The organism is Leclercia sp. UBA5076 (genome assembly GCF_002416465.1).
Classification (GTDB): Bacteria; Pseudomonadota; Gammaproteobacteria; order Enterobacterales; family Enterobacteriaceae; genus Enterobacter.
Window position 1 is genome coordinate 80,523 of sequence record NZ_DIAO01000016.1, and the last position, 22,816, is coordinate 103,338.

Sequence of the window (22,816 nt, forward strand, 5' to 3'; positions counted from 1 at the left end):
ATGGAAAAAGCGATGTTATCTTTTGACAAGGTTAATGCCCACTACGGCAAGATCCAGGCCCTGCACGACGTCAGTCTGCACATCAATCAGGGCGAAATCGTCACCCTGATTGGCGCCAACGGCGCGGGGAAAACCACCCTGCTCGGCACCCTGTGCGGCGACCCGCGCGCCACCAGCGGGCGTATCGTCTTTGACGGTAAAGACATCACCGACTGGCAGACCGCAAAAATCATGCGTGAAGCGGTGGCGATTGTCCCGGAAGGGCGGCGCGTCTTCTCCCGCATGACGGTAGAAGAGAACCTGGCGATGGGCGGCTTCTTTGCCGAGCGCGAACAGTTCCAGACCCGCATCAAGCGCGTGTATGACCTCTTCCCGCGCCTGTTTGAACGCCGTATTCAGCGGGCGGGCACCATGTCCGGCGGGGAACAGCAGATGCTGGCGATTGGCCGTGCGCTGATGAGCCAGCCGCGCCTGCTGCTGCTCGACGAACCCTCGCTCGGGCTGGCACCGATCATCATTCAGCAGATCTTCGACACCATCGAGCAGTTGCGCAGCGAGGGGATGACCATCTTCCTCGTGGAGCAGAACGCCAACCAGGCGCTGAAGCTCGCGGATCGCGGCTACGTGCTGGAGAATGGTCGGGTGGTGCTGGAAGACACCGGCGACGCGCTGCTGGCGAACGAGGCGGTGCGGAGCGCGTATTTAGGCGGCTGAGCCGTCTCTATTGCCCGGTGGCGCTTACGCTTACCGGGCCTACGGGATCGTCCAGGCCGGGTAAGGCGAAGCCGCCACCCGGCTTTTTCACATAAACCCCTTCACACAACCATCATCCCCCTGACGCCCTGTTGTCATATCTCTGTAAACAAACGGTTATTTTTCTGTCATTCGAGCATGTCATGTTACCTCGCGAGCACAAAACGCGTGATATCGCGCATCCGGCACAATAAGAGAGATGACAATGACATCGTTACGACACACAGCTTTGGGTCTGGCAATGGGTCTGGCTTTTGCGGCTAACGCAATGGCCGTCACCACTATTCCGTTCTGGCATTCCATGGAAGGGGAGTTGGGTAAAGAGGTTGACTCCCTGGCGCAGCGTTTCAACGACAGCCACCCGGATTATAAAATTGTGCCGGTGTACAAAGGCAACTACGAGCAGAGCCTGAGCGCGGGCATTGCCGCGTTCCGTACCGGTAACGCCCCGGCGCTGTTGCAGGTCTATGAAGTGGGTACGGCCACCATGATGGCCTCCAAAGCCATCAAGCCGGTCTATGAGGTGTTTAACGAGGCGGGCATTAACTTCGACGAATCGCAGTTCGTGCCAACCGTCGCAGGCTATTACACCGATTCCAAATCCGGCCATCTGCTCTCCCAGCCGTTTAACAGCTCCACCCCGGTGCTGTACTACAACAAAGACGCCTTTAAGAAAGCCGGTTTAGATCCGGAGCAGCCGCCGAAAACCTGGCAGGATCTGGCGGAGTACACCGCCAAACTAAAAGCGGCCGGCATGAAGTGCGGCTACGCCAGCGGCTGGCAGGGCTGGATCCAGATCGAAAACTTCAGCGCCTGGCACGGCCAGCCGGTAGCCACCGAGAACAACGGTTTCAACGGCACCAACGCGGTCCTGGAGTTCAACAAGCCGGAGCAGGTGAAGCACATTGCCCTGCTGGCCGATCTGAACAAGAAGGGCGATTTCAGCTACTTCGGACGTAAAGACGAATCCACCGAGAAGTTCTACAGCGGCGACTGCGCCATCACCACCGCCTCGTCCGGCTCGCTGGCGGATATCCGTCACTACGCCAAATTTAACTACGGCGTGGGGATGATGCCATACGACGCCGACTCAAAAGGCGCGCCGCAGAACGCCATCATCGGCGGGGCCAGCCTGTGGGTAATGCAGGGTAAAGACAAGGACACTTACAAGGGCGTGGCGGAGTTCCTCGACTTCCTGGCGAAGCCGGAAAACGCCGCCGAATGGCACCAGAAGACTGGCTACCTGCCGATCACCAAAGCCGCTTATGACCTGACCCGCGAACAGGGCTTCTATGACAAGAACCCGGGGGCAGACATCGCCACGCGTCAGATGCTGAACAAACCACCGTTGCCGTACACCAAAGGGCTGCGTCTGGGCAACATGCCGCAGATCCGTACCGTCGTGGATGAAGAGCTGGAAAGCGTCTGGACCGGCAAGAAAACCCCTCAGCAGGCGCTGGATGCGGCAGTCGAGCGCGGAAACCAGCTGCTGCGCCGCTTTGAGCAGTCGACCAAATCGTAATGTGAAATGCCCGGTGACGCGTAGCGATCCGGGCCTGGAAGACCGTAGGCCGGGTAAGGCGTAGCCGCCACCCGGCGCTGTTCAGGAACACAACCCTCATGTCCTCATCCCGTCCGGTGTTTCGCTCCCGTTGGCTGCCGTACCTGCTGGTCGCGCCGCAACTGGTCATCACCGTTATCTTCTTTATCTGGCCTGCGGGCGAAGCGCTGTGGTACTCGGTGCAAAGCGTCGATCCGTTCGGGCTCTCCAGCCAGTTTGTTGGCCTGGATAACTTCGCTGCCCTGTGGCACGACAGCTACTACATCGACGCCTTCTGGACGACGATCAAATTCAGCACCCTGGTGACGGTGAGCGGTCTTCTCGCCTCGCTCTTCTTTGCCGCGCTGGTGGATTACGTGGTGCGCGGCAGCCGTCTTTACCAGACCCTGATGCTGCTGCCTTATGCCGTGGCCCCCGCCGTCGCCGCGGTGCTGTGGATCTTCCTCTTTAACCCCGGGCGCGGGTTGATTACCCACTTCCTGGCCGAGCTGGGCTATGACTGGAACCACGCCCAGCACAGCGGCCAGGCGATGTTCCTGGTGGTTTTCGCCTCGGTGTGGAAGCAGATCAGCTACAACTTCCTCTTCTTCTTTGCCGCGCTACAGTCCATTCCGCGTTCGCTGGTAGAAGCTGCGGCGATTGACGGCGCAGGCCCGATCCGCCGCTTCTTCCGGCTGTCGCTGCCGCTGATCGCCCCGGTGAGTTTTTTCCTGCTGGTGGTCAACCTGGTCTACGCCTTCTTCGACACCTTCCCGGTGATCGACGCCGCCACCGCAGGCGGCCCGGTGCAGGCCACCACCACGCTGATCTATAAGATCTACCGCGAAGGCTTTGCCGGTCTGGATCTCTCGGCCTCTGCCGCCCAGTCGGTGGTGCTGATGTTCCTCGTCATCATCCTCACGGTGGTGCAGTTCCGCTATGTTGAAAGTAAGGTGCGCTACCAATGATTGAGAACCGTCGCGGGCTGACGATTTTCAGCCATACCATGCTGATCCTGGGGATCGTCGTTATCCTGTTCCCGCTGTACGTCGCCTTTGTCGCCGCCACGCTGGACAAAAACGCCATCTTTGAAACCCCAATGACCCTGGTGCCGGGTTCGCATCTCTTCGAAAACATGGCGACCATCTGGACCCAGGGTGTGGGGGTTAACAGCGCCCCGTTCTGGCTGATGATGCTCAACAGCTTCATCATGGCGTTCGGTATTACAGTGGGCAAAATTACGGTGTCGATGCTCTCGGCCTTCGCCATCGTCTGGTTCCGCTTTCCGCTGCGTAACCTCTTCTTCTGGATGATCTTCATCACCCTGATGCTGCCGGTGGAAGTGCGTATCTTCCCGACGGTGGAGGTGATCGCCAATCTCGGCATGCTCGACAGCTATGCGGGCTTAACCCTGCCGCTGATGGCCTCGGCCACCGCCACCTTCCTGTTCCGCCAGTTCTTTATGACCCTGCCGGACGAGCTGATTGAGGCCGCGCGGATCGACGGCGCCTCGCCGATGCGCTTTTTCCGCGACATCGTGCTGCCGCTGTCGAGAACCAACCTCGCGGCGCTCTTTGTCATCACCTTTATCTACGGCTGGAACCAGTACCTGTGGCCGCTGCTGATTATCCAGGACGTCAACCTCGGCACCGCCGTGGCGGGCATCAAGGGCATGATTTCAACCGGCGAAGGCACCACCCTCTGGAACCAGGTGATGGCGGCGATGCTGCTCACCCTTATCCCACCCGTAGTCATTGTTTTAGCCATGCAGCGTGCCTTTGTCCGCGGCCTGGTCGATAGCGAGAAATAAGATGGCAGGACTTAAATTACAGGCAGTAACCAAAAGCTGGGATGGCAAGACCCAGGTGATTCAGCCGCTGACCCTCGACGTGGCGGACGGCGAATTTATTGTGATGGTTGGCCCGTCGGGCTGCGGCAAATCCACCCTGCTGCGCATGGTGGCGGGGCTCGAGCGCGTCACCTCGGGCGATATCTGGATTGACCGCCAGCGCGTGACCGAGATGGAACCCAAAGATCGCGGCATCGCGATGGTGTTTCAGAACTATGCCCTCTATCCGCACATGAGCGTGGAAGAGAACATGGCCTGGGGGCTGAAAATTCGTGGGATGGGTAAAAGCCACATCGACGAGCGCGTCAAAGAGGCGGCGCGCATTCTGGAGCTGGATGGCCTGCTGAAGCGCCGCCCGCGCGAGCTCTCCGGCGGCCAGCGCCAGCGCGTGGCGATGGGCCGCGCTATCGTGCGTGACCCGGCGGTATTCCTGTTCGATGAACCGCTCTCCAACCTCGATGCCAAGCTGCGCGTGCAGATGCGCCTTGAGTTACAGCAGCTGCACCGACGACTGAACACCACCTCTCTGTACGTTACCCACGATCAGGTGGAGGCGATGACCCTCGCCCAGCGGGTGATGGTGATGAACAAAGGGGTGGCCGAGCAGATTGGCACCCCGGTGGAGGTGTATGAAAAGCCCGCCAGCCGCTTTGTGGCGAGCTTTATCGGCAGCCCGGCGATGAACCTGCTGGAAGGGCGCATCAGCACTGCGGGCACCCATTTCGAACTGGAGAGCGGCATGGCGCTGCCGATCAACTGGTACTATCGCGGCTACGCCGGGCGTAAGATGACCCTGGGTATCCGCCCGGAACATATTGCGCTAAGCTCGCAGGCGGAAGGCGGCGTACCGCTGGTGATGGACACCCTGGAGATGCTGGGGGCCGATAACCTGGCGCACGGACGCTGGGGCGAGCAGAAGCTGGTGGTGCGTATGTCGCACGAGGAGCGCCCGAAAGCGGGCAGCACGCTATGGCTGCATCTGCCGGAAAATCATCTGCACTTATTTGATGGTGAAACAGGACAACGCATATGAGTAACTGGCCTTATCCCCGCATCGTCGCCCACCGGGGCGGCGGTAAACTGGCACCGGAAAATACCCTGGCGGCCATCGACGTTGGCGCGCGTTACGGTCATACCATGATTGAGTTCGATGCCAAGCTGTCGAAAGACGGGGAGATTTTCCTCCTGCATGACGACAATCTTGAGCGCACCAGCAACGGCTGGGGCGTGGCGGGTCACCTGCCGTGGCGCGATCTGCTGAAGGTGGACGCCGGAAGCTGGTTTAGCGGCGAGTTTAAAGGCGAGCCGCTGCCGCTGCTGACTGAGGTGGCCGACCGCTGTCGTCAACACGGGATGATGGCCAACATCGAAATTAAACCGACCACCGGTACGGGGCCGTTAACCGGCAAGGTGATTGCGCTGGCGGCGCGTGAGCTATGGGCAGGAATGACTCCACCGCTGCTGTCGTCGTTTGAGATTGACGCGCTGGAAGCCGCGCAGGCTGCTGCGCCTGAATTGCCGCGTGGGTTACTGCTGGATGCCTGGCGTGATGACTGGCGCGAGCTGACCACTCGACTGGCGTGCGTATCCATTCACCTGAACCATCGCCTGCTGGATGAAGCGCGGGTAAGCACACTGAAAAACGCCGGATTACGTATCCTGGTTTACACCGTCAATCAGCCCCAGCGAGCAGCGGAACTGCTGCGCTGGGGCGTCGATTGTATCTGTACCGATGCGATTGCCCTTATCGGCCCGGACTTTCAGCCCTAAGGGTTATTGAGCATGTCGCCATTCTGCCGCTGCGGCAGCATATGTTGCTGCTGCACGCCGCCAGAGTCGACACTGCCGCCGCTGAGCATCCCGCCGCTGGTATTAGGCAGTACCTGCCCCCCCGGCTGGCTCTGCTGAATCCGCTGGGTGTTGTTATCCATCTGCGTTTGCAGGTGCTGCTGCTGAACGCGGGTTTGCGTTTGCAGCTGCTGGTTTAGCATCCCTGTTTGCTGTTGCTGCTGCATCATCATCTGATTTTGCATTCGCTGCTGGCTGGGGTTCTGATAGCCCGGCTGATTGGGGTTATTCAGGGTGTTGATAGGCTGCGCGAATACGGCAAACGGCAGTAATGCCGCCACAAGAATGAGACGTTTCATGGTCATTCCCTCCATCTGAAGCCTTCTGTAAGTTTATCTCGAATCCGCCATTACGATGATTTTTTAAGAGTTATGAACCAGGCTTAAGCGGGAGCATGAGTCCCTGTACCTGGAGAATAACAATGATGAAACCAACGTTTTTACGCTGGGTGGCGATTGCTGCCCTGACGGCAGGCGGTACGTTTTGCGTGGCAGCGAATCCGCCGGCGGCACCGCCGGTCTCCTATGGTGTGGAAGAGGATGTGTTCCATCCCGTGCGGGCGCAGAAGGGGATGGTCTCCTCAGTAGACGCCCTCGCTACTCAGGTGGGGGTGGATATCCTCAAACAGGGCGGTAATGCGGTGGATGCGGCGGTGGCGGTGGGCTATGCGCTGGCGGTGACCCACCCGCAGGCGGGCAACCTCGGCGGTGGCGGCTTTATGATGCTGCGTACCAAAGATGGCACCACCACGGCGATCGACTTCCGCGAAATGGCGCCGAACCAGGCCACGCGGGACATGTTCCTCGATGACCAGGGCAATGCCGACAGTAAAAAATCGCTTACCTCCCATCTGGCGACCGGTACGCCGGGCACCGTAGCGGGCTTCTCGCTGGCGCTGGATAAATATGGCACCCTGCCGCTGAACAAGGTGGTGCAGCCCGCCATCAAACTGGCGCGGGACGGCTTTGAGGTCAACGACGCGCTGGCCGACGACCTGAAAACCTACGGCAGCGAAGTGATCCCCAACCATGAGAACAGCAAAGCGATCTTCTGGAAGGAGGGCGAGCCGCTGAAGAAGGGCGATAAGCTGGTGCAGAAGAACCTCGCCAAAAGCCTGGAGATGATCGCGGAGAACGGCCCGGACGCCTTCTATAAAGGGGCGATTGCCGACCAGATTGCCGAAGAGATGAGTAAGAACGGCGGGCTGATCACCAAAGCGGATCTGGCGGAGTACAAGGCGGTGGAGCGCACGCCGATTAGCGGCGACTACCGCGGGTACCAGGTTTATTCCATGCCGCCTCCGTCGTCCGGCGGGATCCACATCGTGCAGATCCTCAACATCCTCGAAAACTTTGATCTGCATAAGTTTGGCTTCGGCAGTGCCGACACATTGCAGGTGATGGCCGAGGCGGAGAAATATGCCTATGCCGACCGCTCGGAGTATCTGGGCGACCCGGACTTCGTTAAGGTGCCGTGGCAGGCGTTGACCAATAAAGCCTACGCCAAAACCCTGGCCGATCAGATTGATATCAACAAGGCCAGACCGTCGAGCGAGATCCGCCCCGGCAAGCTGGCGCCGTATGAGAGCAACCAGACCACCCACTTCTCGGTGGTGGATAAAGATGGTAACGCGGTGGCGGTGACCTATACCCTCAATACCACCTTTGGGACCGGGATCGTGGCGGGCAACAGCGGCATTCTGCTCAACAACGAGATGGATGACTTCTCTGCCAAGCCGGGCGTGCCGAACGTCTACGGGCTGGTGGGCGGGGATGCCAACGCCGTGGGGCCGAAGAAGCGTCCGCTGTCGTCAATGTCGCCGACGATTGTGGTGAAAGATGGCAAAACCTGGCTGGTGACCGGCAGCCCGGGCGGCAGCCGGATTATCACCACCGTACTGCAGATGGTGGTAAACAGCATCGATTTCGGGATGAACGTGGCCGAGGCGACCAACGCCCCGCGCTTCCATCACCAGTGGCTGCCGGATGAATTGCGGGTGGAGAAGGGCTTTAGCCCGGATACGCTGAAGCTGCTGGAGCAGCGCGGACAAAAAGTGGCGGTGAAAGAGGCGATGGGCAGCACCCAAAGCATTATGGTCGGGCCCGATGGCGCGCTGTATGGGGCATCGGATCCGCGCTCGCCAGGGGATTTGACGGCGGGGTATTAAACGGTTTGCCGGGTGGCGACTCCGCCTTACCGGGCCTACAAGGTTTCGTAGGCCCGGATCGCTACGCGTCACCGGGCAATACTCACTTAACCCGCGCCATATAGAGCGCATCCACAAATTCGCCGTCACGCAGGGCGAATCTCTTCCCGGTGCCTTCCACCTCAAATCCATACTTGCGGTACAAGGCAATGGCAGGCGCGTTGTCGGCAAACACCGTCAATTCAATGCGCTCGATGCGCAGCCAGTTATCGCACAGGTTGATCATCTCCCGCATCAATGCGCTGCCCGCCCCGCGCCCCTGCACCTCGGCAGAGACACTGATGCCAAAGGTCGCCACGTGGCTGCGTCGGGGGTTTTCCATCACGTCCAGCGCCAGATGACCGACAACCTTATCGTCCAGGCAGGCCACCAGATGGCGTCTGCCCGACTTTTTCATTACCCGTTCCTGCCACATCTCCATCGATGGATGAGGAAGCTGTAGTGTCTGGTGATACACCCCCGGATGGGTATTAAGCAGGCGTAAAGCTTCGGCATCGGCGGCTTCAACGTGGCGTATCACTATCTCACTCATTCCTTCTTCCTCAGTCAGTTAGGTTCCTTTCCAACATCCATGAGTTTGAAATGTGCGTCAACCGCCATTTTTTGCAAAAAAGTATTGGACAAGTGCGAATGAGAATGATTATTATTGTCTTGCGTTCAGGGAGTCCACGACGGAAACCTGAAAGCACGACATTGCTCACATTGCTTCCAGTATTATTTTAGCCAGCGTCTCGCTGGCTTTTTTTTGTTTAAAGCTTTTGTGAATGCAGGCGATCCGGCATATCAGATAGGTTCTCTTTTATCATACCCACCACGTTGTTCTTCTCCGTCACAGTCGGTAAGACCTCCGCCTGCCCGGAAAAGATGCCGCCTTTTTTGATCGCCAAGGTCCGGTAGAGCAGGGTGCCGGTAATCTGACCATTTTCGCAGATTTCAATAGTATCGCTGCTGCACTGACCGATGACCTTACCGTCCACGATCAGCTCCCGGCAGGTGATGTTTCCCTCCACCTGGCCGCCACGCATAATTTTTATCAGGCTCTCGTTAGAGTCGATATTGCCGTTCAGTGTGCCGTGAACATAGACGTGCCCGCCGGAAACGATATTGCCTTCAAATTGCACATCGCTGGCTATGACGGTGGTGCCGTACTTCTCCACCGCAGTAGGTTCTTTTTCAATGACCGGTGCCTGAGGGAGGATTTCTTGCTTGTCAGTTTCGATCTTTTTTTGTTTTTTAAACATGAGGTTAACCTGATTAGATAGGAGAGGGAGACTAAAAGCCATTAGGGTTAATGCCGCGAACAGCCACGTCAGGGAGCGGGCGTTGAAGCCCCAGGCGACCAGGGCGAGCAGCCAGAAGAGAAGTGCGCTATTTAACGCGAGGTATTTTCTGTCCATAGAAAATGAGCGCGACTCCTTTCGCGAGCATGTTAATTTGACTGCCTTCTTATCCTGGGATTCAGCAGCAGGGTCAAGGTTATGCCCCTTATTTTCGGATTCGATATAGCAATATATTCACCGCGCGGTTTTCCCCCCGGAATAAGCCTAAAAGATTGATGGGGTTAAATTCGCCAGCAGGTTGCGCTATGGTTGAAGGCAGAGACCTTAGCCAGGAACAACATCATGACACTACACTGCGCATTTATTGGATTTGGCAAAAGCACCACCCGCTATCACCTTCCCTATGTACTTACCCGTAAAGCCAGCTGGCATGTGGCGCATATCTTCCGCCGCCACCCGAAACCGGAAGAGCAGTCTCCGCAGTACTCCCATATTCACTTCACCAGCGATCTCGACGAGGTATTGAACGATCCCGAGGTGAAGCTGGTGATCGTCTGTACCCATGCCGACAGCCATTTTGAGTATGCGAAACGCGCGCTGGAAGCGGGTAAAAACGTGCTGGTGGAGAAGCCATTTACCCCGACGATGGCCGAGGCGAAAACGCTGTTCGAGCTGGCGCGCAGCAAAGGGCTGACCGTCACGCCCTATCAGAACCGTCGCTTTGACACCTGCTTCCTTACCGCGAAGCAGGCGATTGAGAGCGGCAAGCTGGGCGAGATTGTCGAAATCGAAAGCCACTTCGATTACTACCGCCCGGTGGCGGAGACCAAACCCGGCCTGCCGCAGGATGGCTCCTTCTATGGCCTTGGCGTCCATACCATGGACCAGATAATCAGCCTGTTTGGCCGCCCGGATCACGTGGCCTATGACATCCGCAGCCTGCGTAATAAAGCCAACCCGGACGATACCTTTGAAGCACAGCTCTTCTACGGCGACCTGAAAGCGATTGTCAAAACCAGCCATCTGGTAAAGACCGATTACCCGAAATTTATCGTTCACGGCACCAAAGGCTCGTTTATCAAATACGGTATCGACCAGCAGGAGACCAGCCTGAAGGCTAATATCATGCCGGGTGAACCAGGGTTTGCGGCGGACGATTCCGTGGGCGTGCTGGAGTACGTTAACGACGCGGGTGTGACGGTGAAAGAGGAGATCAAACCGGGCACCGGCGACTATGGCCAGGTCTACGATGCGCTGTACCAGACCCTCACCTGCGGCGCGCCAAATTACGTCAAGGAAATTGAAGTGATGACCAACCTGGAAATCCTTGAACGCGCCTTCGAACAGGCATCACCTGCCACGATAACCCTTGCCCGATAAGCCTGAATGACTCCTCTGTGCTTGTTCAGATATTTTGAACAGAGGAGTCAATTTTCACCCTCTATGATCCCAGGTCGATTGCGTCCACACTTACTCCATCGAAACGAACTGAGGGTAAAAACAATGATCTTCTTACGCAAAGCAAACGACCGTGGACACGCAAATCATGGCTGGCTGGACTCATGGCACAGCTTCTCGTTCGCCGATTATTACGACCCGAATTTTATGGGCTTCTCGGCACTGCGCGTGATTAACGATGACGTGATTGACGCAGGCCAGGGCTTCGGTACCCACCCGCACAAAGATATGGAAATCCTGACTTACGTGCTGGAAGGGGCGGTGGAGCACCAGGACAGCATGGGTAATAAAGAGCAGGTGCCAGCGGGTGAGTTCCAGATTATGAGTGCGGGTACCGGAGTGCGTCACTCTGAATACAACCCGAGCAAAACGGAAAAACTGCACCTCTATCAAATCTGGATCATTCCAGAAGCGAAAGGCATCACCCCGCGCTACGAGCAACGCCGCTTTGACGCGCAGCAGGGTAAACAGCTGGTCCTGTCACCGGATGCGCGTGAAGGTTCGCTGAAAGTGCATCAGGATATGGAGCTGTACCGCTGGGCGCTGGCGAAAGATGAGCAGTCTGTGCACCAGATTGCCGCCAACCGTAAAGTGTGGATCCAGGTGGTGAAAGGCGACGTGACCATCAACGGCACTAAAGCGACCACCAGCGACGGTCTGGCCATCTGGGATGAGCAGGCGATCTCTGTCCATGCTGACAGCGCCGCTGAAATCCTGCTGTTCGACCTGCCGCCGGTCTAAATAATTACGCAACCTTCCCTTTAAACGGGGAAGGTTGCGCTTTGTCCGTGATAAACTGAGAAAATCTCTCACTCATGATTTCTCAGGACGATGAAAAAGAAACGCCCCGTACTTCAGGATGTCGCCGATCGCGTCGGTGTGACCAAAATGACGGTCAGCCGTTTTTTACGTAACCCGGAACAGGTTTCCGTGGCCTTACGTGGCAAGATTGCTGCTGCTCTCGATGAACTGGGTTATATCCCCAACCGTGCACCCGACATTCTCTCGAATGCGACCAGCCGTGCGGTGGGCGTCCTGCTTCCCTCCTTAACCAACCAGGTTTTCGCCGAGGTGCTTCGCGGCATCGAAAGCGTCACCGACGCCTTTGGCTATCAGACCATGCTCGCCCACTACGGCTACAAGCCGGAGCTGGAAGAGGAGCGTCTCGAATCTATGCTTTCCTGGAACATTGACGGCCTGATCCTGACCGAACGCACCCACACCCCACGCACGCTGAAGATGATCGAAGTGGCGGGTATTCCGGTGGTGGAACTGATGGACAGCCAGTCGCCGTGCCTGGATATCGCGGTCGGGTTCGATAACTTTGAAGCGGCCCGGCAGATGACGGCGGCGATCATCGCCCGCGGCCATCGCCATGTCGCCTATCTTGGCGCACGTCTGGACGAACGTACTATCATCAAACAGAAGGGGTACGAGCAGGCGATGCTCGACGCGAACTTAACGCCCTACAGTGTGATGGTAGAGCAGTCCTCTTCCTACACCTCCGGCATTGAGCTGATGCGTCAGGCGCGTCGTGAATATCCGCAGCTTGATGGCATCTTCTGTACTAACGATGACCTCGCGGTGGGCGCCGCTTTTGAATGCCAGCGTCTGGGCCTGAAAATCCCGCAGGATATGGCGATTGCCGGTTTCCACGGTCACGACATCGGCCAGGTCATGGAGCCGCGTCTGGCGAGCGTCCTGACGCCGCGTGAACGCATGGGCCGTATCGGTGCGGAACGCCTGCTGGCGCGCATTCGTGGTGAAGCGGTGTCGCCTAAAATGTTAGATTTAGGTTTCACCCTGTCACCAGGCGGATCTATTTAGCGTGACAAGTTTGAACTAGCTCACACTTATTCACTTCGCGCACGTTTGGATATTGCTTCTCTTCAGCCCCGGCAGGACAATGTTACCGATAACTGTTACCCGTAACAATCGACTGAGGGACATACTTTGAGCACCACAAATCCAGATCACCACGTTTATGTCCTGATGGGCGTTTCCGGTAGCGGTAAGTCCGCCGTTGCCAGCGAAGTGGCACATCAAATCCATGCTGCGTTTCTTGATGGTGATTTTCTCCATCCGCGCAGCAACATCAACAAAATGGCCTCAGGTGAGCCGCTGAACGACGACGATCGTAAACCATGGCTGCAGGCCCTGAACGATGCGGCGTTTGCCATGCAGCGCACCAACAAAGTCTCGCTGATCGTCTGCTCTGCGTTGAAAAAAGCCTACCGCGACCAGCTGCGCGAAGGTAACGCCAACCTCTCTTTCATCTACCTGAAGGGCGACTTTGAGGTGATCGAAAGCCGTCTGAAAGCGCGCAAAGGGCACTTCTTTAAGACCCAGATGCTGGTGACGCAGTTTGAAACCCTGCAAGAGCCGGGCGCAGATGAAAGCGATGTGCTGGTGGTCGATATCGATCAACCGTTAGACGGTGTTGTGGCAAGCACCATTGAGGTCATCAACAAAAGGCAGTAAGTTTTGAGTACGTTAACGCTTGTTTTAACAGCAGTAGGCTCCGTGCTGCTACTGCTGTTTTTGGTCATGAAGGCCCGTATGCACGCCTTCGTGGCTTTGATGGTGGTCTCTATTGGTGCAGGTCTCTTTTCCGGCATGCCGCTCGACAAAATCGCTGCGACCATGGAAAAAGGGATGGGAGGCACGCTGGGCTTCCTGGCGATTGTGGTCGCGCTTGGCGCGATGTTTGGCAAAATCCTGCATGAAACCGGCGCGGTCGATCAGATCGCCGTCAAGATGCTGAAATCTTTCGGTCACAGCCGGGCGCATTACGCCATCGGTCTGGCCGGTCTGATTTGCGCCCTGCCGCTGTTTTTTGAAGTGGCGGTAGTGCTGCTGATTAGCGTGGCGTTTTCGATGGCGCGCCACACCGGCACCAACCTTGTGAAGCTTGTTATTCCGCTGTTTGCCGGTGTCGCCGCCGCCGCCGCGTTCCTGCTGCCTGGCCCCGCGCCGATGCTGCTGGCCTCGCAGATGCACGCTGATTTTGGCTGGATGATCCTCATCGGCCTGTGCGCGGCAATCCCGGGCATGCTCATTGCCGGTCCGCTGTGGGGTAACTTTATCAGCCGTTACGTTGAGTTGCACATTCCTGACGAGATCACCGAGCCGCATCTGGGCGAAAACAAAATGCCCTCCTTCGGCTTTAGCCTCGCCCTGATCCTGCTGCCGCTGGTGCTGGTCGGGCTCAAAACCATCGCCGCGCGCTTTGTGCCGGAAGGCTCTACCGCCTACGAATGGTTTGAGTTTATCGGTCACCCGTTCACGGCGATCCTGGTGGCCTGTCTGGTGGCGATTTATGGTCTGGCAATGCGCCAGGGCATGGCGAAAGACCGCGTGATGGAGATCTGCGGTGCAGCGCTGCAACCGGCGGGTATTATTCTGCTGGTGATCGGTGCGGGTGGGGTGTTCAAGCAGGTGCTGGTGGATTCCGGCGTTGGCCCGGCGTTAGGTGGGGCGCTTACCGGTATGGGTCTGCCGATTGCGGTGACCTGCTTCGTGCTGGCTGCGGCGGTGCGTATCATTCAGGGCTCCGCTACCGTGGCCTGTTTGACCGCCGTCGGGCTGGTGATGCCGGTGATTGAACAGCTGAACTACTCCGGCGCGCAGATGGCGGCGCTCTCTATCTGTATCGCGGGGGGATCTATTGTGGTCTCTCATGTGAACGACGCGGGATTCTGGTTGTTCGGTAAATTTACCGGGGCGACGGAAGCGCAGACGCTGAAGACCTGGACGATGATGGAAACTATCCTCGGGACGACCGGGGCGATTGTCGGGATGATTGCGTTTACGTTGTTGAACTAGCGGCTACCGTAAACCGTAGGCCGGGTAAGGCGTAGCCGCCACCCGGCTTTTTTGTGCGTGCAGGAAACGTAGGCCGGGTAAGGCATAGCCGCCACCCGGCGGTGAACATGTGGCAATGGCGGTGGTTCCGTTCACTTTACGTTCAAAGCTTCTCTGGGGCGCCAGAACCCGTGAACGTGTCAGGGGGGCTCGCCGCCGCCCCCCTGACCACCCCGGCTCCCGGCCAGGAAAATCGCCGCTTCGCGGTGCCCTCAGCTTATTCCTTCCGGCTATCGGGTCGGGGGCGATCCTACATCCCTGTAGGTCGCCCCCTCTCGGCGCGTCCCTGCGCCTCGCCCCGGCCTCCCGTCAACGCTTCGGCGATTTTCAGCCGGACCAGGGAGCCGCTGCGGGTGTTGTGCTTATCTGACTACTTTCGCCGCTGGAGATTTAATTTCGGGTTATGCGGACAGGGACGTAGGCCGGGTAAGGCGTAGCCGCCACCCGGCTTTTTTGTGCGTGCAGGAGAACATGCGGCTCCGTTGGCGGTTCCGTTCACTTTACGTTCAATGCTTCTCTGGGGCGCCAGAACCCGTGAACGTGTCAGGGGGGCTCGCCGCCGCCCCCCTGACCACCCCGGCTCCCGGCCAGGAAAATCGCCGCTTCGCGGTGCCCTCAGCTTATTCCTTCCGGCTATCGGGTCGGGGGCGATCCTACATCCCTGTAGGTCGCCCCCTCTCGGCGCATCCCTGCGCCTCGCCCCGGCCTCCCGTCAACGCTTCGGCGATTTTCAGCCGGAACAGGGAGCCGCTGCGGGTGTTGTGCTTATCTGACTACTTTTGCCGCTGGAGATTTAATTTCGGGTTATGCGAGCAGCCTTCCAGAGCCTCGCTTGATACACCCTCAGCAAAGCGGTATCTTCTCGCCACGCCTGCAAAATCGGGCGTCAGGGTTGGTCCCCTGTTATTCTCATCCGTGATAAAGCTCGTTTTTATCGCGCAGCCCGTTACACCTCAATGGTGGGCTGGACGGTGGCACCGCAAGGTGCGCCGGTAGCTGATGAGGCCGGTAGGACCAACTCCGTTCAGTCCATCACCAGTAAGGTTGGTCCCTTCTGTGGTGGTCAAATTAACTCATCAGAGGCTGTCTTATGACTACTACCCTTAGCTTTTCTCACTCTTTATTCACCACACCCTTCGATCACAACACGGATTTCACCGCGCTGGCGGATAACTGTGCGCGCTTTGTTGATGTACTGGCCGAGTGCGACGATCCGGCGCAAAAGATGGCGCTGTGCGGGCGGCTTTCAGCTTGTCTTGCTCTGCTTCAGCCAACCCTGCTTGAACCTGTACCCGAGCATTTAAAAGCGAGCCTGACGGTGGATGACTTGCCGCTGGACGTGCCGGTCTTTGAGCCGGAAGCAGATCAGCTTGGGCGTTACTGCCAGCTATTAACACAGCTACTTCTCAATCAATCCCTGTCAAAAAGTGATGAAAGAGTGGCAGAAGATTTACTCCAGGAACTGGTCAGTTTTTATAGCGATACGCTAAAAGCACCGCGCTGGCTGCGCACAGATGAAGGTGTCGTGCTGCTGTAAAACGCCGGGTGGCGCTTGTGCTTACCCGGCCTACATTTCTTAACGCGATGTCCAAATTACAGGAAAGTAAAAAAGCTACAGCGACACCCGGGCTACCGGCGCGGGTGTAACAGAGAAGTACTGGCAGTAAAGTGAACGGAACTACCACCCCCGCCGCATATTCTCACCCCATCACCCCATAAACCCTCACCCCTTCATCCACGCCCGAATCCCATCCAGGAACATCTGTGTCGCCATCATCACCAGAATCAGCCCCATCAGCCGCTCCAGCGCATTTACCCCTTTCTCCCCCAGCAGGCGCAAAAACAGCGACGACTGCAGCAGAATGATGAACGTTCCGCCCCAGGCAATCAGCAGGGCAATCACCAGATGGCTCATCTGGTTCGGATACTGATGCGACAGCAGCATCAGCGTCGCCAGGATGGTCGGCCCGGCGACCAGCGGGATCGCCAGCGGCACAATAAACGGCTCTTCACCCGCAGGCAGGCCGCTGCTGTTGCCTTCGGTGCTCGGGAAAATCATTTTGATGGCAATCAGGAACAGAATGATCCCGCCGGAAATGGAGACCGTTTCAGCGCGTAAGTTCAGGAATGCGAGAATTTTCTCGCCGGCAAACAGGAAGATAAACATCACCAGCAGAGCGATGAGCAGCTCGCGGATCATGATGGCCCGACGGCGCTTCGGCTCGGTGTGCTTCAACACCGACATGAAAATAGGCAAGTTTCCGAGTGGATCCATAATTAGGATCAATAAAACAGCTGCGGAAATGATTTCACTCATCGTAAATTATCCCTGATACTTGTATGGTTTCCCCGATGATTAGCTCTTTTTCTGATAGCCGGGCAATCATCGATTAATTTCGCTTGCGACTTTGGCAGCATTTTGTAATGTGAAGCATATCCCAGTTCAATACTGGCTTGCACAAACAGCACACACCCTCTGCAGGAAAAAAATGCTATGAAAAACGTTGGTTTTATCGGCTGGCGCGGTATGGTCGGCTCTGTACTCATGCAACGCATGGTTGAAGAGCGCGATTTCGACGCTATCCGTCCGGTCTTCTTCTCCACTTCCCAGCTCGGCCAGGCTGCACCGTCCTTTGGGGGTACCACAGGCACATTGCAGGATGCTTACGATCTGGAAGCGTTGAAGGCGCTGGATATTATTGTCACCTGCCAGGGCGGCGATTATACCAACGAAATTTATCCAAAGCTTCGTGAAAGCGGCTGGCAGGGCTACTGGATTGACGCGGCCTCTTCGCTGCGCATGAAAGACGACGCCATCATTATTCTTGACCCGGTTAACCAAGATGTCATTACCGACGGCCTGAACAAGGGCGTGAAGACCTTCGTGGGCGGCAACTGCACCGTCAGCCTGATGCTGATGTCGCTGGGTGGCCTGTTTGCTCAGGATCTGGTGGAGTGGGTCTCTGTGGCGACCTACCAGGCGGCCTCCGGCGGCGGCGCGCGCCATATGCGCGAACTGCTGACCCAGATGGGCCAACTGCACCACAGTGTTGCTGATGAGCTGGCAAACCCGGCGTCCGCTATCCTCGATATCGAACGCAGAGTGACTCAGCTGACCCGCAGCGGCGAGCTGCCGGTGGATAACTTCGGCGTACCGCTGGCCGGTGGCCTGATCCCGTGGATCGACAAACAGTTGGATAATGGCCAGACCCGCGAAGAGTGGAAAGGCCAGGCTGAGACCAACAAAATCCTGCGTACCGCTTCCGCGATCCCAGTTGATGGCCTGTGCGTGCGCATCGGTGCACTGCGCTGCCACAGCCAGGCATTCACCATTAAACTGAAAAAAGATGTGTCTATCCCAACCGTGGAAGAACTGCTCGCATCACACAATGCGTGGGCGAAAGTGGTGCCAAACGACCGCGACATCACCATGCGCGAACTGACCCCTGCGGCCGTCACCGGCACATTATCTACCCCGGTAGGCCGTCTGCGTAAACTAAATATGGGGCCGGAGTACCTCTCCGCCTTTACCGTCGGCGACCAGCTGTTGTGGGGTGCTGCCGAACCGCTGCGCAGAATGCTGCGCCAGCTCGCGTAATAAATACTTAATACTAAGGGGTGATTTATCACCCCTTTTTTTGCGTACTACATGGAGTAAACGCCAAATGGTCCATAATTTTTCAGGAGTCATATAAAGCGTTGGCTATGCTTTATGCGGGATGTCACATATTCCGCCTGGAGGTTGAACGGAACAGAGAGGATGCACAATGTGCGGTTCCGTTCAGGTCACATCAAGGTCGTACCCGGCGCGCGAAAGGGGCGGCAACTAAAAAAACAGGATGAATACCATGTCCGTTCGTATTGATAGAGACGTGATTAATGCGCTTATTACGGGTCACTTTGCGGATCCGTTTTCTGTACTTGGCATGCACCGCACTGATGCCGGCCTGGAAGTCCGGGCACTGTTACCTGACGCAACGGAAGTGTGGGTGATTGAACCTAAAACCGGCCGCAAGGTCGGGAAACTCGAATGTCTCGATTCACGCGGCTTTTTCGCTGGCGTGATGGCCCGCCGTAAAAATTTCTTCCGCTACCAGCTCGCTGTGATCTGGCATGGACAACAGAATCTGATCGACGATCCCTATCGCTTTGGTCCACTGTTGCAGGAGATGGATGCCTGGCTACTGTCTGAAGGTACGCACCTGCGTCCTTATGAAACGCTTGGCGCCCATGCCGACACCATGGATGGCGTCACCGGCACCCGTTTTACCGTCTGGGCGCCGAATGCCCAGCGCGTCTCCGTAGTGGGGCAGTTCAACTACTGGGATGGCCGTCGCCATCCGATGCGTCTGCGGCGTGAAACCGGCATCTGGGAGCTATTTATCCCCGGAGCCCTGAACGGCCAGCTCTACAAATATGAGCTGATCGATGCGCAGGGCAAGCTGCGCATCAAGGCTGATCCGTATGCCTTCGAAGCGCAGATGCGCCCGGAAACGGCGTCACTCATTTGCGGCCTGCCGGAGAAAGTCGCCCAGAGCGAAGAGCGTATTCGGGCGAACCAGTTCGATATGCCGATCTCTATTTATGAAGTCCATCTTGGCTCCTGGCGTCGTCATACCGACAACAACTTCTGGCTCAGCTACCGGGAGCTGGCCGACCAACTGATCCCCTATGTGAAGTGGATGGGCTTTACCCATCTGGAACTGCTGCCCATTAACGAGCATCCGTTTGACGGCAGCTGGGGCTACCAGCCAACCGGGATGTATGCCCCGACCCGCCGTTTCGGCACCCGCGACGACTTCCGCTATTTTATCAACGCCGCGCACGCCGCCGGGCTGAACGTGATCCTCGACTGGGTGCCAGGCCACTTCCCGTCCGATGATTTTGGCCTCGCGCAATTTGACGGCACCAGCCTGTATGAGCACAGCGACCCGCGGGAAGGCTATCACCAGGACTGGAATACCCTGATCTATAACTATGGCCGTCGGGAAGTGACCAACTACCTGGTGGGCAACGCCCTCTACTGGATCGAGCGTTTCGGCATTGATGCCCTGCGCGTGGACGCCGTCGCCTCGATGATCTACCGCGACTACAGCCGCAAAGAGGGCGAGTGGATCCCGAACGAGTTCGGGGGCCGTGAAAACCTGGAAGCGATTGAGTTTCTGCGCAGCACCAACCGCATTCTTGGCGAACAGGCGCCAGGGGCGGTCACGATGGCTGAAGAGTCCACCGACTTCCCGGGCGTCTCCCGTCCGCCGTCAATGGGCGGGCTGGGCTTCTGGTACAAGTGGAACCTGGGCTGGATGCATGACACCCTGGATTACATGAAGCTGGATCCGGTGCATCGTCAGTATCATCACGACAAACTGACCTTCGGCATGCTCTATAACGGCACCGAGAACTTTGTCCTGCCGCTCTCCCACGATGAAGTGGTGCACGGCAAAAAATCGATTCTCGACCGTATGCCAGGAGACGCGTGGCAGAAATTTGCCAATCTGCGCGCTTACTACGGCTGGATGTTCGCCTTCCCGGGGAAAAAGCTGCTGTTTATGGGCAACGAGTTCGCCCAGGGCCGCGAGTGGAACCACGATGCGAGCCTCGACTGGCATCTGCTGGAAGGGGGCGACAACTGGCACCACGGCGTTCAGCGCCTGGTGCGCGACCTCAACCATACCTACCGTCACCACAAAGCCCTGCACGAACTCGACTTTGATGATTACGGCTTTGAGTGGCTGGTGGTGGATGACCACGAGCGCTCGGTGCTGATCTTTGTCCGTCGCGACAAGGCGGGTAACGAAATTATCGTCGCCAGTAACTTCACCCCGGTGACGCGCCATCACTACCGTTTCGGCATCAATCAGCCAGGCAAATGGCGTGAAGTGCTGAATACCGACTCCATGCACTATCACGGCAGCAACGCGGGTAACGGGGGGCTGGTACAGAGCGATGAGCAGGAGAGCCACGGTCGTCCACAATCCCTGAGCATTACGTTGCCGCCGTTAGCCACTATCTGGCTGGTCCGGGAGGGGGAATGACGCAACTCGCCGCAGGTAAACCCGCTCCGCTTGGCGCATGCTATGACGGAAAAGGAGTGAATTTCACTCTCTTTTCCGCCCACGCTGATCGGGTTGAACTCTGCGTGTTTGACGGCAAAGGCATTGAACATCGGTACGATATGGTGGCGCGCAGCGGCGATATCTGGCATGGCTATCTGGAACATGCCCGCCCCGGCATGCGCTATGGCTTTCGGGTTTATGGCCCGTGGGATCCGGCAAAGGGGCTGCGCTTTAACCCGGCAAAACTGCTGCTTGACCCGCGCGCGTATCAGGTCGAAGGCACGCTGAATGATGATCCCCTGCTGCACAGCGGCAAAGATACCCCGGATCACCGTGACAGTGCGGCCGTTGCGCCAAAAAGCGTCGTGGTCAGCGATCACTACGACTGGGAAGAGGACGCCCCGCCCAACATACCGTGGGGCAAAACGGTTATCTATGAAGCCCATGTCAAAGGGCTGACCTGGCTGCACCCTGACCTCCCCGAAGATATCCGCGGCACCTACAAAGCGCTCAGCCACCCGGTGATGATTGCTTATTTTAAGCACCTCGGCATCACTGCGCTGGAATTATTGCCGGTGGCCCATTTCGCCAGCGAGCCGCGCCTGCAACGCCTCGGTCTCAGTAACTACTGGGGCTATAACCCAATGGCGATGTTCGCCCTTGAACCGCGCTATGCCTCGCATCCCGACCGGGCAAGAGATGAGTTTCGTGACGCGGTGAAGGCGCTGCACGAAGCGGGTATCGAGGTCATTCTGGATATCGTCCTCAATCACAGCGCCGAGCTGGATCTTGAGGGGCCGACGTTCTCCCTGCGCGGAATTGATAACCCTAGCTATTATTGGTTAAGAGAGGATGGTGATTATCACAACTGGACCGGTTGCGGTAACACTCTCAATCTCAGCCATCCGGCAGTGACAGACTATGCGTATGCCTGCCTGAAGTACTGGGTTGAAACCTTCCATGTCGACGGTTTTCGTTTTGATCTTGCGTCGGTGATGGGACGCACGCCGGAATTCAGCCAGCAGTCGCCGCTGTTTGAGGCGATAAAAAACTGCCCGCTGCTCTCAGGTGTGAAGCTGATTGCAGAACCCTGGGATATCGGCCCGGGCGGCTACCAGGTGGGAAATTTCCCGCCGCCGTTTGCGGAGTGGAACGATCACTATCGTGATGCGGCGCGCCGCTTCTGGTTGGCGCGCGATCTCTCTTTGGGAACATTTGCCGGACGTTTCGCCGCTTCCAGCGATCTGTTTAAACGCAACGGGCGCTTGCCTTCCGCGTCGATCAACCTGTTGACGGCGCACGACGGTTTCACCTTGCGCGACTGCGTTTGTTTCAATCAGAAACACAATGAAGCAAACGGTGAAGAGAACCGTGACGGCACCTCCAGTAACCACAGTTTTAACCATGGCGTTGAAGGGTTAAGTGGCAATCTGGATGTGATCGAGCGGCGCCGCGCCAGCGTGCATGCGCTGCTGACGACGCTTTTACTGTCACAGGGTACGCCGATGCTGCTGGCGGGCGATGAACATGGCCACAGTCAGCACGGCAACAACAATGCTTATTGCCAGGATAACGCGTTAACCTGGCTTGACTGGCAGCAGGCAAACGAGGGACTCGTCGCCTTTACTGCCGCGTTGGTCCATCTGCGTAAGCAGCTCCCGGCGCTCACCGAGGATCGGTGGTGGGAAGAGGGCGACGGCAACGTTCGCTGGTTAAATAAAATGGCGCAACCGTTAGGTGCGCACGAGTGGCAGAACGGTGTGCCGCGCCTGCAAATCCTGCTTTCGGATTGCTGGCTCATCACCCTCAATGCCACAGATGAGGTCGCAGAAATTATTTTACCTGAAGGGGAGTGGCGGGCTATCCCCCCATTTGCCGGAGAGGATAATCCGGTCGTTATGACTGTCTGGCATGGGCCTGCGCACGGTGTATGTGTATTCCAGAGATGATAATAAAAGGAGT

Annotated in this window: 20 protein-coding genes; 16 read left to right on the plus strand and 4 right to left on the minus strand. The window is 57.5% G+C overall.

The window, feature by feature from the left end; all coding sequences use genetic code 11:
• The 6 genes from livF to ugpQ all read left to right on the plus strand — a co-directional run bounded on the left by livF (position 1) and on the right by ugpQ (position 5,912).
• On the plus strand, positions 1-714 hold the full coding sequence (gene livF / locus B3X29_RS16215) for a high-affinity branched-chain amino acid ABC transporter ATP-binding protein LivF (RefSeq protein WP_103177352.1): 714 nt from the start codon (positions 1-3) through the stop codon (positions 712-714).
• A gap of 244 nt (positions 715-958) precedes the next feature.
• On the plus strand, positions 959-2,275 hold the full coding sequence (ugpB, locus tag B3X29_RS16220; protein ID WP_103177351.1) for a sn-glycerol-3-phosphate ABC transporter substrate-binding protein UgpB: 1,317 nt from the start codon (positions 959-961) through the stop codon (positions 2,273-2,275).
• Positions 2,276-2,373: 98 nt separating this feature from the next.
• Complete coding sequence (gene ugpA / locus B3X29_RS16225; protein WP_103177350.1) at positions 2,374-3,261, plus strand: sn-glycerol-3-phosphate ABC transporter permease UgpA; 888 nt, start codon at positions 2,374-2,376, stop codon at positions 3,259-3,261.
• On the plus strand, positions 3,258-4,103 hold the full coding sequence (ugpE, locus tag B3X29_RS16230; RefSeq protein WP_159340209.1) for a sn-glycerol-3-phosphate ABC transporter permease UgpE: 846 nt from the start codon (positions 3,258-3,260) through the stop codon (positions 4,101-4,103). Before ugpA ends, ugpE begins: the two co-directional genes overlap by 4 nt.
• A 1-nt stretch (position 4,104) precedes the next feature.
• Entirely contained in the window at positions 4,105-5,175 is a 1,071-nt protein-coding gene (locus B3X29_RS16235) for a sn-glycerol-3-phosphate import ATP-binding protein UgpC (RefSeq protein ID WP_103177348.1), read from the plus strand.
• A complete protein-coding gene (gene ugpQ, locus B3X29_RS16240; protein WP_156655317.1) occupies positions 5,172-5,912 on the plus strand; it encodes a glycerophosphodiester phosphodiesterase in 741 nt (246 codons plus the stop codon). The genes B3X29_RS16235 and ugpQ overlap by 4 nt, the downstream gene beginning before the upstream one ends.
• On the opposite strand, the gene B3X29_RS16245 is transcribed toward ugpQ, so the two are convergent.
• A complete protein-coding gene (locus B3X29_RS16245; protein ID WP_103180999.1) occupies positions 5,909-6,289 on the minus strand; it encodes a DUF2756 family protein in 381 nt (126 codons plus the stop codon). The genes ugpQ and B3X29_RS16245 overlap by 4 nt on opposite strands.
• A gap of 122 nt (positions 6,290-6,411) precedes the next feature.
• On the opposite strand from B3X29_RS16245, the gene ggt reads away from it, so the two are divergent.
• Complete coding sequence (gene ggt, locus B3X29_RS16250; protein ID WP_197431827.1) at positions 6,412-8,157, plus strand: gamma-glutamyltransferase; 1,746 nt, start codon at positions 6,412-6,414, stop codon at positions 8,155-8,157.
• An 82-nt stretch (positions 8,158-8,239) separates the two neighbouring features.
• Here the strand turns inward: ggt and yhhY are convergent, their stop codons facing one another.
• Complete coding sequence (yhhY, locus tag B3X29_RS16255; protein WP_156655315.1) at positions 8,240-8,728, minus strand: N-acetyltransferase; 489 nt, start codon at positions 8,726-8,728, stop codon at positions 8,240-8,242.
• A 217-nt stretch (positions 8,729-8,945) separates the two neighbouring features.
• Positions 8,946-9,593: a bactofilin family protein gene (locus tag B3X29_RS16260; RefSeq protein ID WP_159340210.1), complete on the minus strand. Its 648-nt coding sequence runs from the start codon at positions 9,591-9,593 to the stop codon at positions 8,946-8,948.
• 225 nt (positions 9,594-9,818) lie between these two features.
• On the opposite strand from B3X29_RS16260, the gene B3X29_RS16265 reads away from it, so the two are divergent.
• The 6 genes from B3X29_RS16265 to B3X29_RS16290 all read left to right on the plus strand — a co-directional run bounded on the left by B3X29_RS16265 (position 9,819) and on the right by B3X29_RS16290 (position 16,335).
• A complete protein-coding gene (locus B3X29_RS16265; protein ID WP_159340211.1) occupies positions 9,819-10,856 on the plus strand; it encodes an oxidoreductase in 1,038 nt (345 codons plus the stop codon).
• A gap of 123 nt (positions 10,857-10,979) precedes the next feature.
• The gene (locus tag B3X29_RS16270) at positions 10,980-11,675 is read left to right on the plus strand and encodes a pirin family protein (RefSeq protein ID WP_103177343.1); all 696 of its coding nucleotides are present in this window, start codon (positions 10,980-10,982) and stop codon (positions 11,673-11,675) included.
• Positions 11,676-11,765: 90 nt separating this feature from the next.
• Positions 11,766-12,761 (plus strand): gluconate operon transcriptional repressor GntR, encoded by a 996-nt coding sequence (gene gntR / locus B3X29_RS16275; RefSeq protein ID WP_103177342.1) that lies wholly within the window; start codon positions 11,766-11,768, stop codon positions 12,759-12,761.
• 126 nt (positions 12,762-12,887) lie between these two features.
• Positions 12,888-13,415 (plus strand): gluconokinase, encoded by a 528-nt coding sequence (gene gntK, locus B3X29_RS16280; protein WP_103177341.1) that lies wholly within the window; start codon positions 12,888-12,890, stop codon positions 13,413-13,415.
• Positions 13,416-13,418: 3 nt separating this feature from the next.
• Positions 13,419-14,759, plus strand: a complete 1,341-nt coding sequence (gene gntU / locus B3X29_RS16285) for a gluconate transporter (protein WP_290557597.1) — start codon at positions 13,419-13,421, stop codon at positions 14,757-14,759.
• 1,129 nt (positions 14,760-15,888) lie between these two features.
• Entirely contained in the window at positions 15,889-16,335 is a 447-nt protein-coding gene (locus B3X29_RS16290) for a hypothetical protein (protein WP_159340212.1), read from the plus strand.
• Positions 16,336-16,521: 186 nt separating this feature from the next.
• Here B3X29_RS16290 and yhgN read toward each other — a convergent pair whose 3' ends face one another.
• A complete protein-coding gene (gene yhgN, locus B3X29_RS16295) occupies positions 16,522-17,115 on the minus strand; it encodes an NAAT family transporter YhgN (RefSeq protein WP_103177338.1) in 594 nt (197 codons plus the stop codon).
• Between the two features lie 177 nt (positions 17,116-17,292).
• Between yhgN and asd the strand changes: the two genes are divergently transcribed.
• From asd to glgX, 3 genes are all read left to right on the plus strand, one after another.
• On the plus strand, positions 17,293-18,396 hold the full coding sequence (gene asd / locus B3X29_RS16300) for an aspartate-semialdehyde dehydrogenase (RefSeq protein WP_103177337.1): 1,104 nt from the start codon (positions 17,293-17,295) through the stop codon (positions 18,394-18,396).
• A 250-nt stretch (positions 18,397-18,646) separates the two neighbouring features.
• Positions 18,647-20,833 (plus strand): 1,4-alpha-glucan branching enzyme, encoded by a 2,187-nt coding sequence (gene glgB, locus B3X29_RS16305; protein ID WP_103177336.1) that lies wholly within the window; start codon positions 18,647-18,649, stop codon positions 20,831-20,833.
• On the plus strand, positions 20,830-22,803 hold the full coding sequence (gene glgX / locus B3X29_RS16310) for a glycogen debranching protein GlgX (RefSeq protein ID WP_159340213.1): 1,974 nt from the start codon (positions 20,830-20,832) through the stop codon (positions 22,801-22,803). Before glgB ends, glgX begins: the two co-directional genes overlap by 4 nt.
• Positions 22,804-22,816 lie beyond the last annotated feature (13 nt).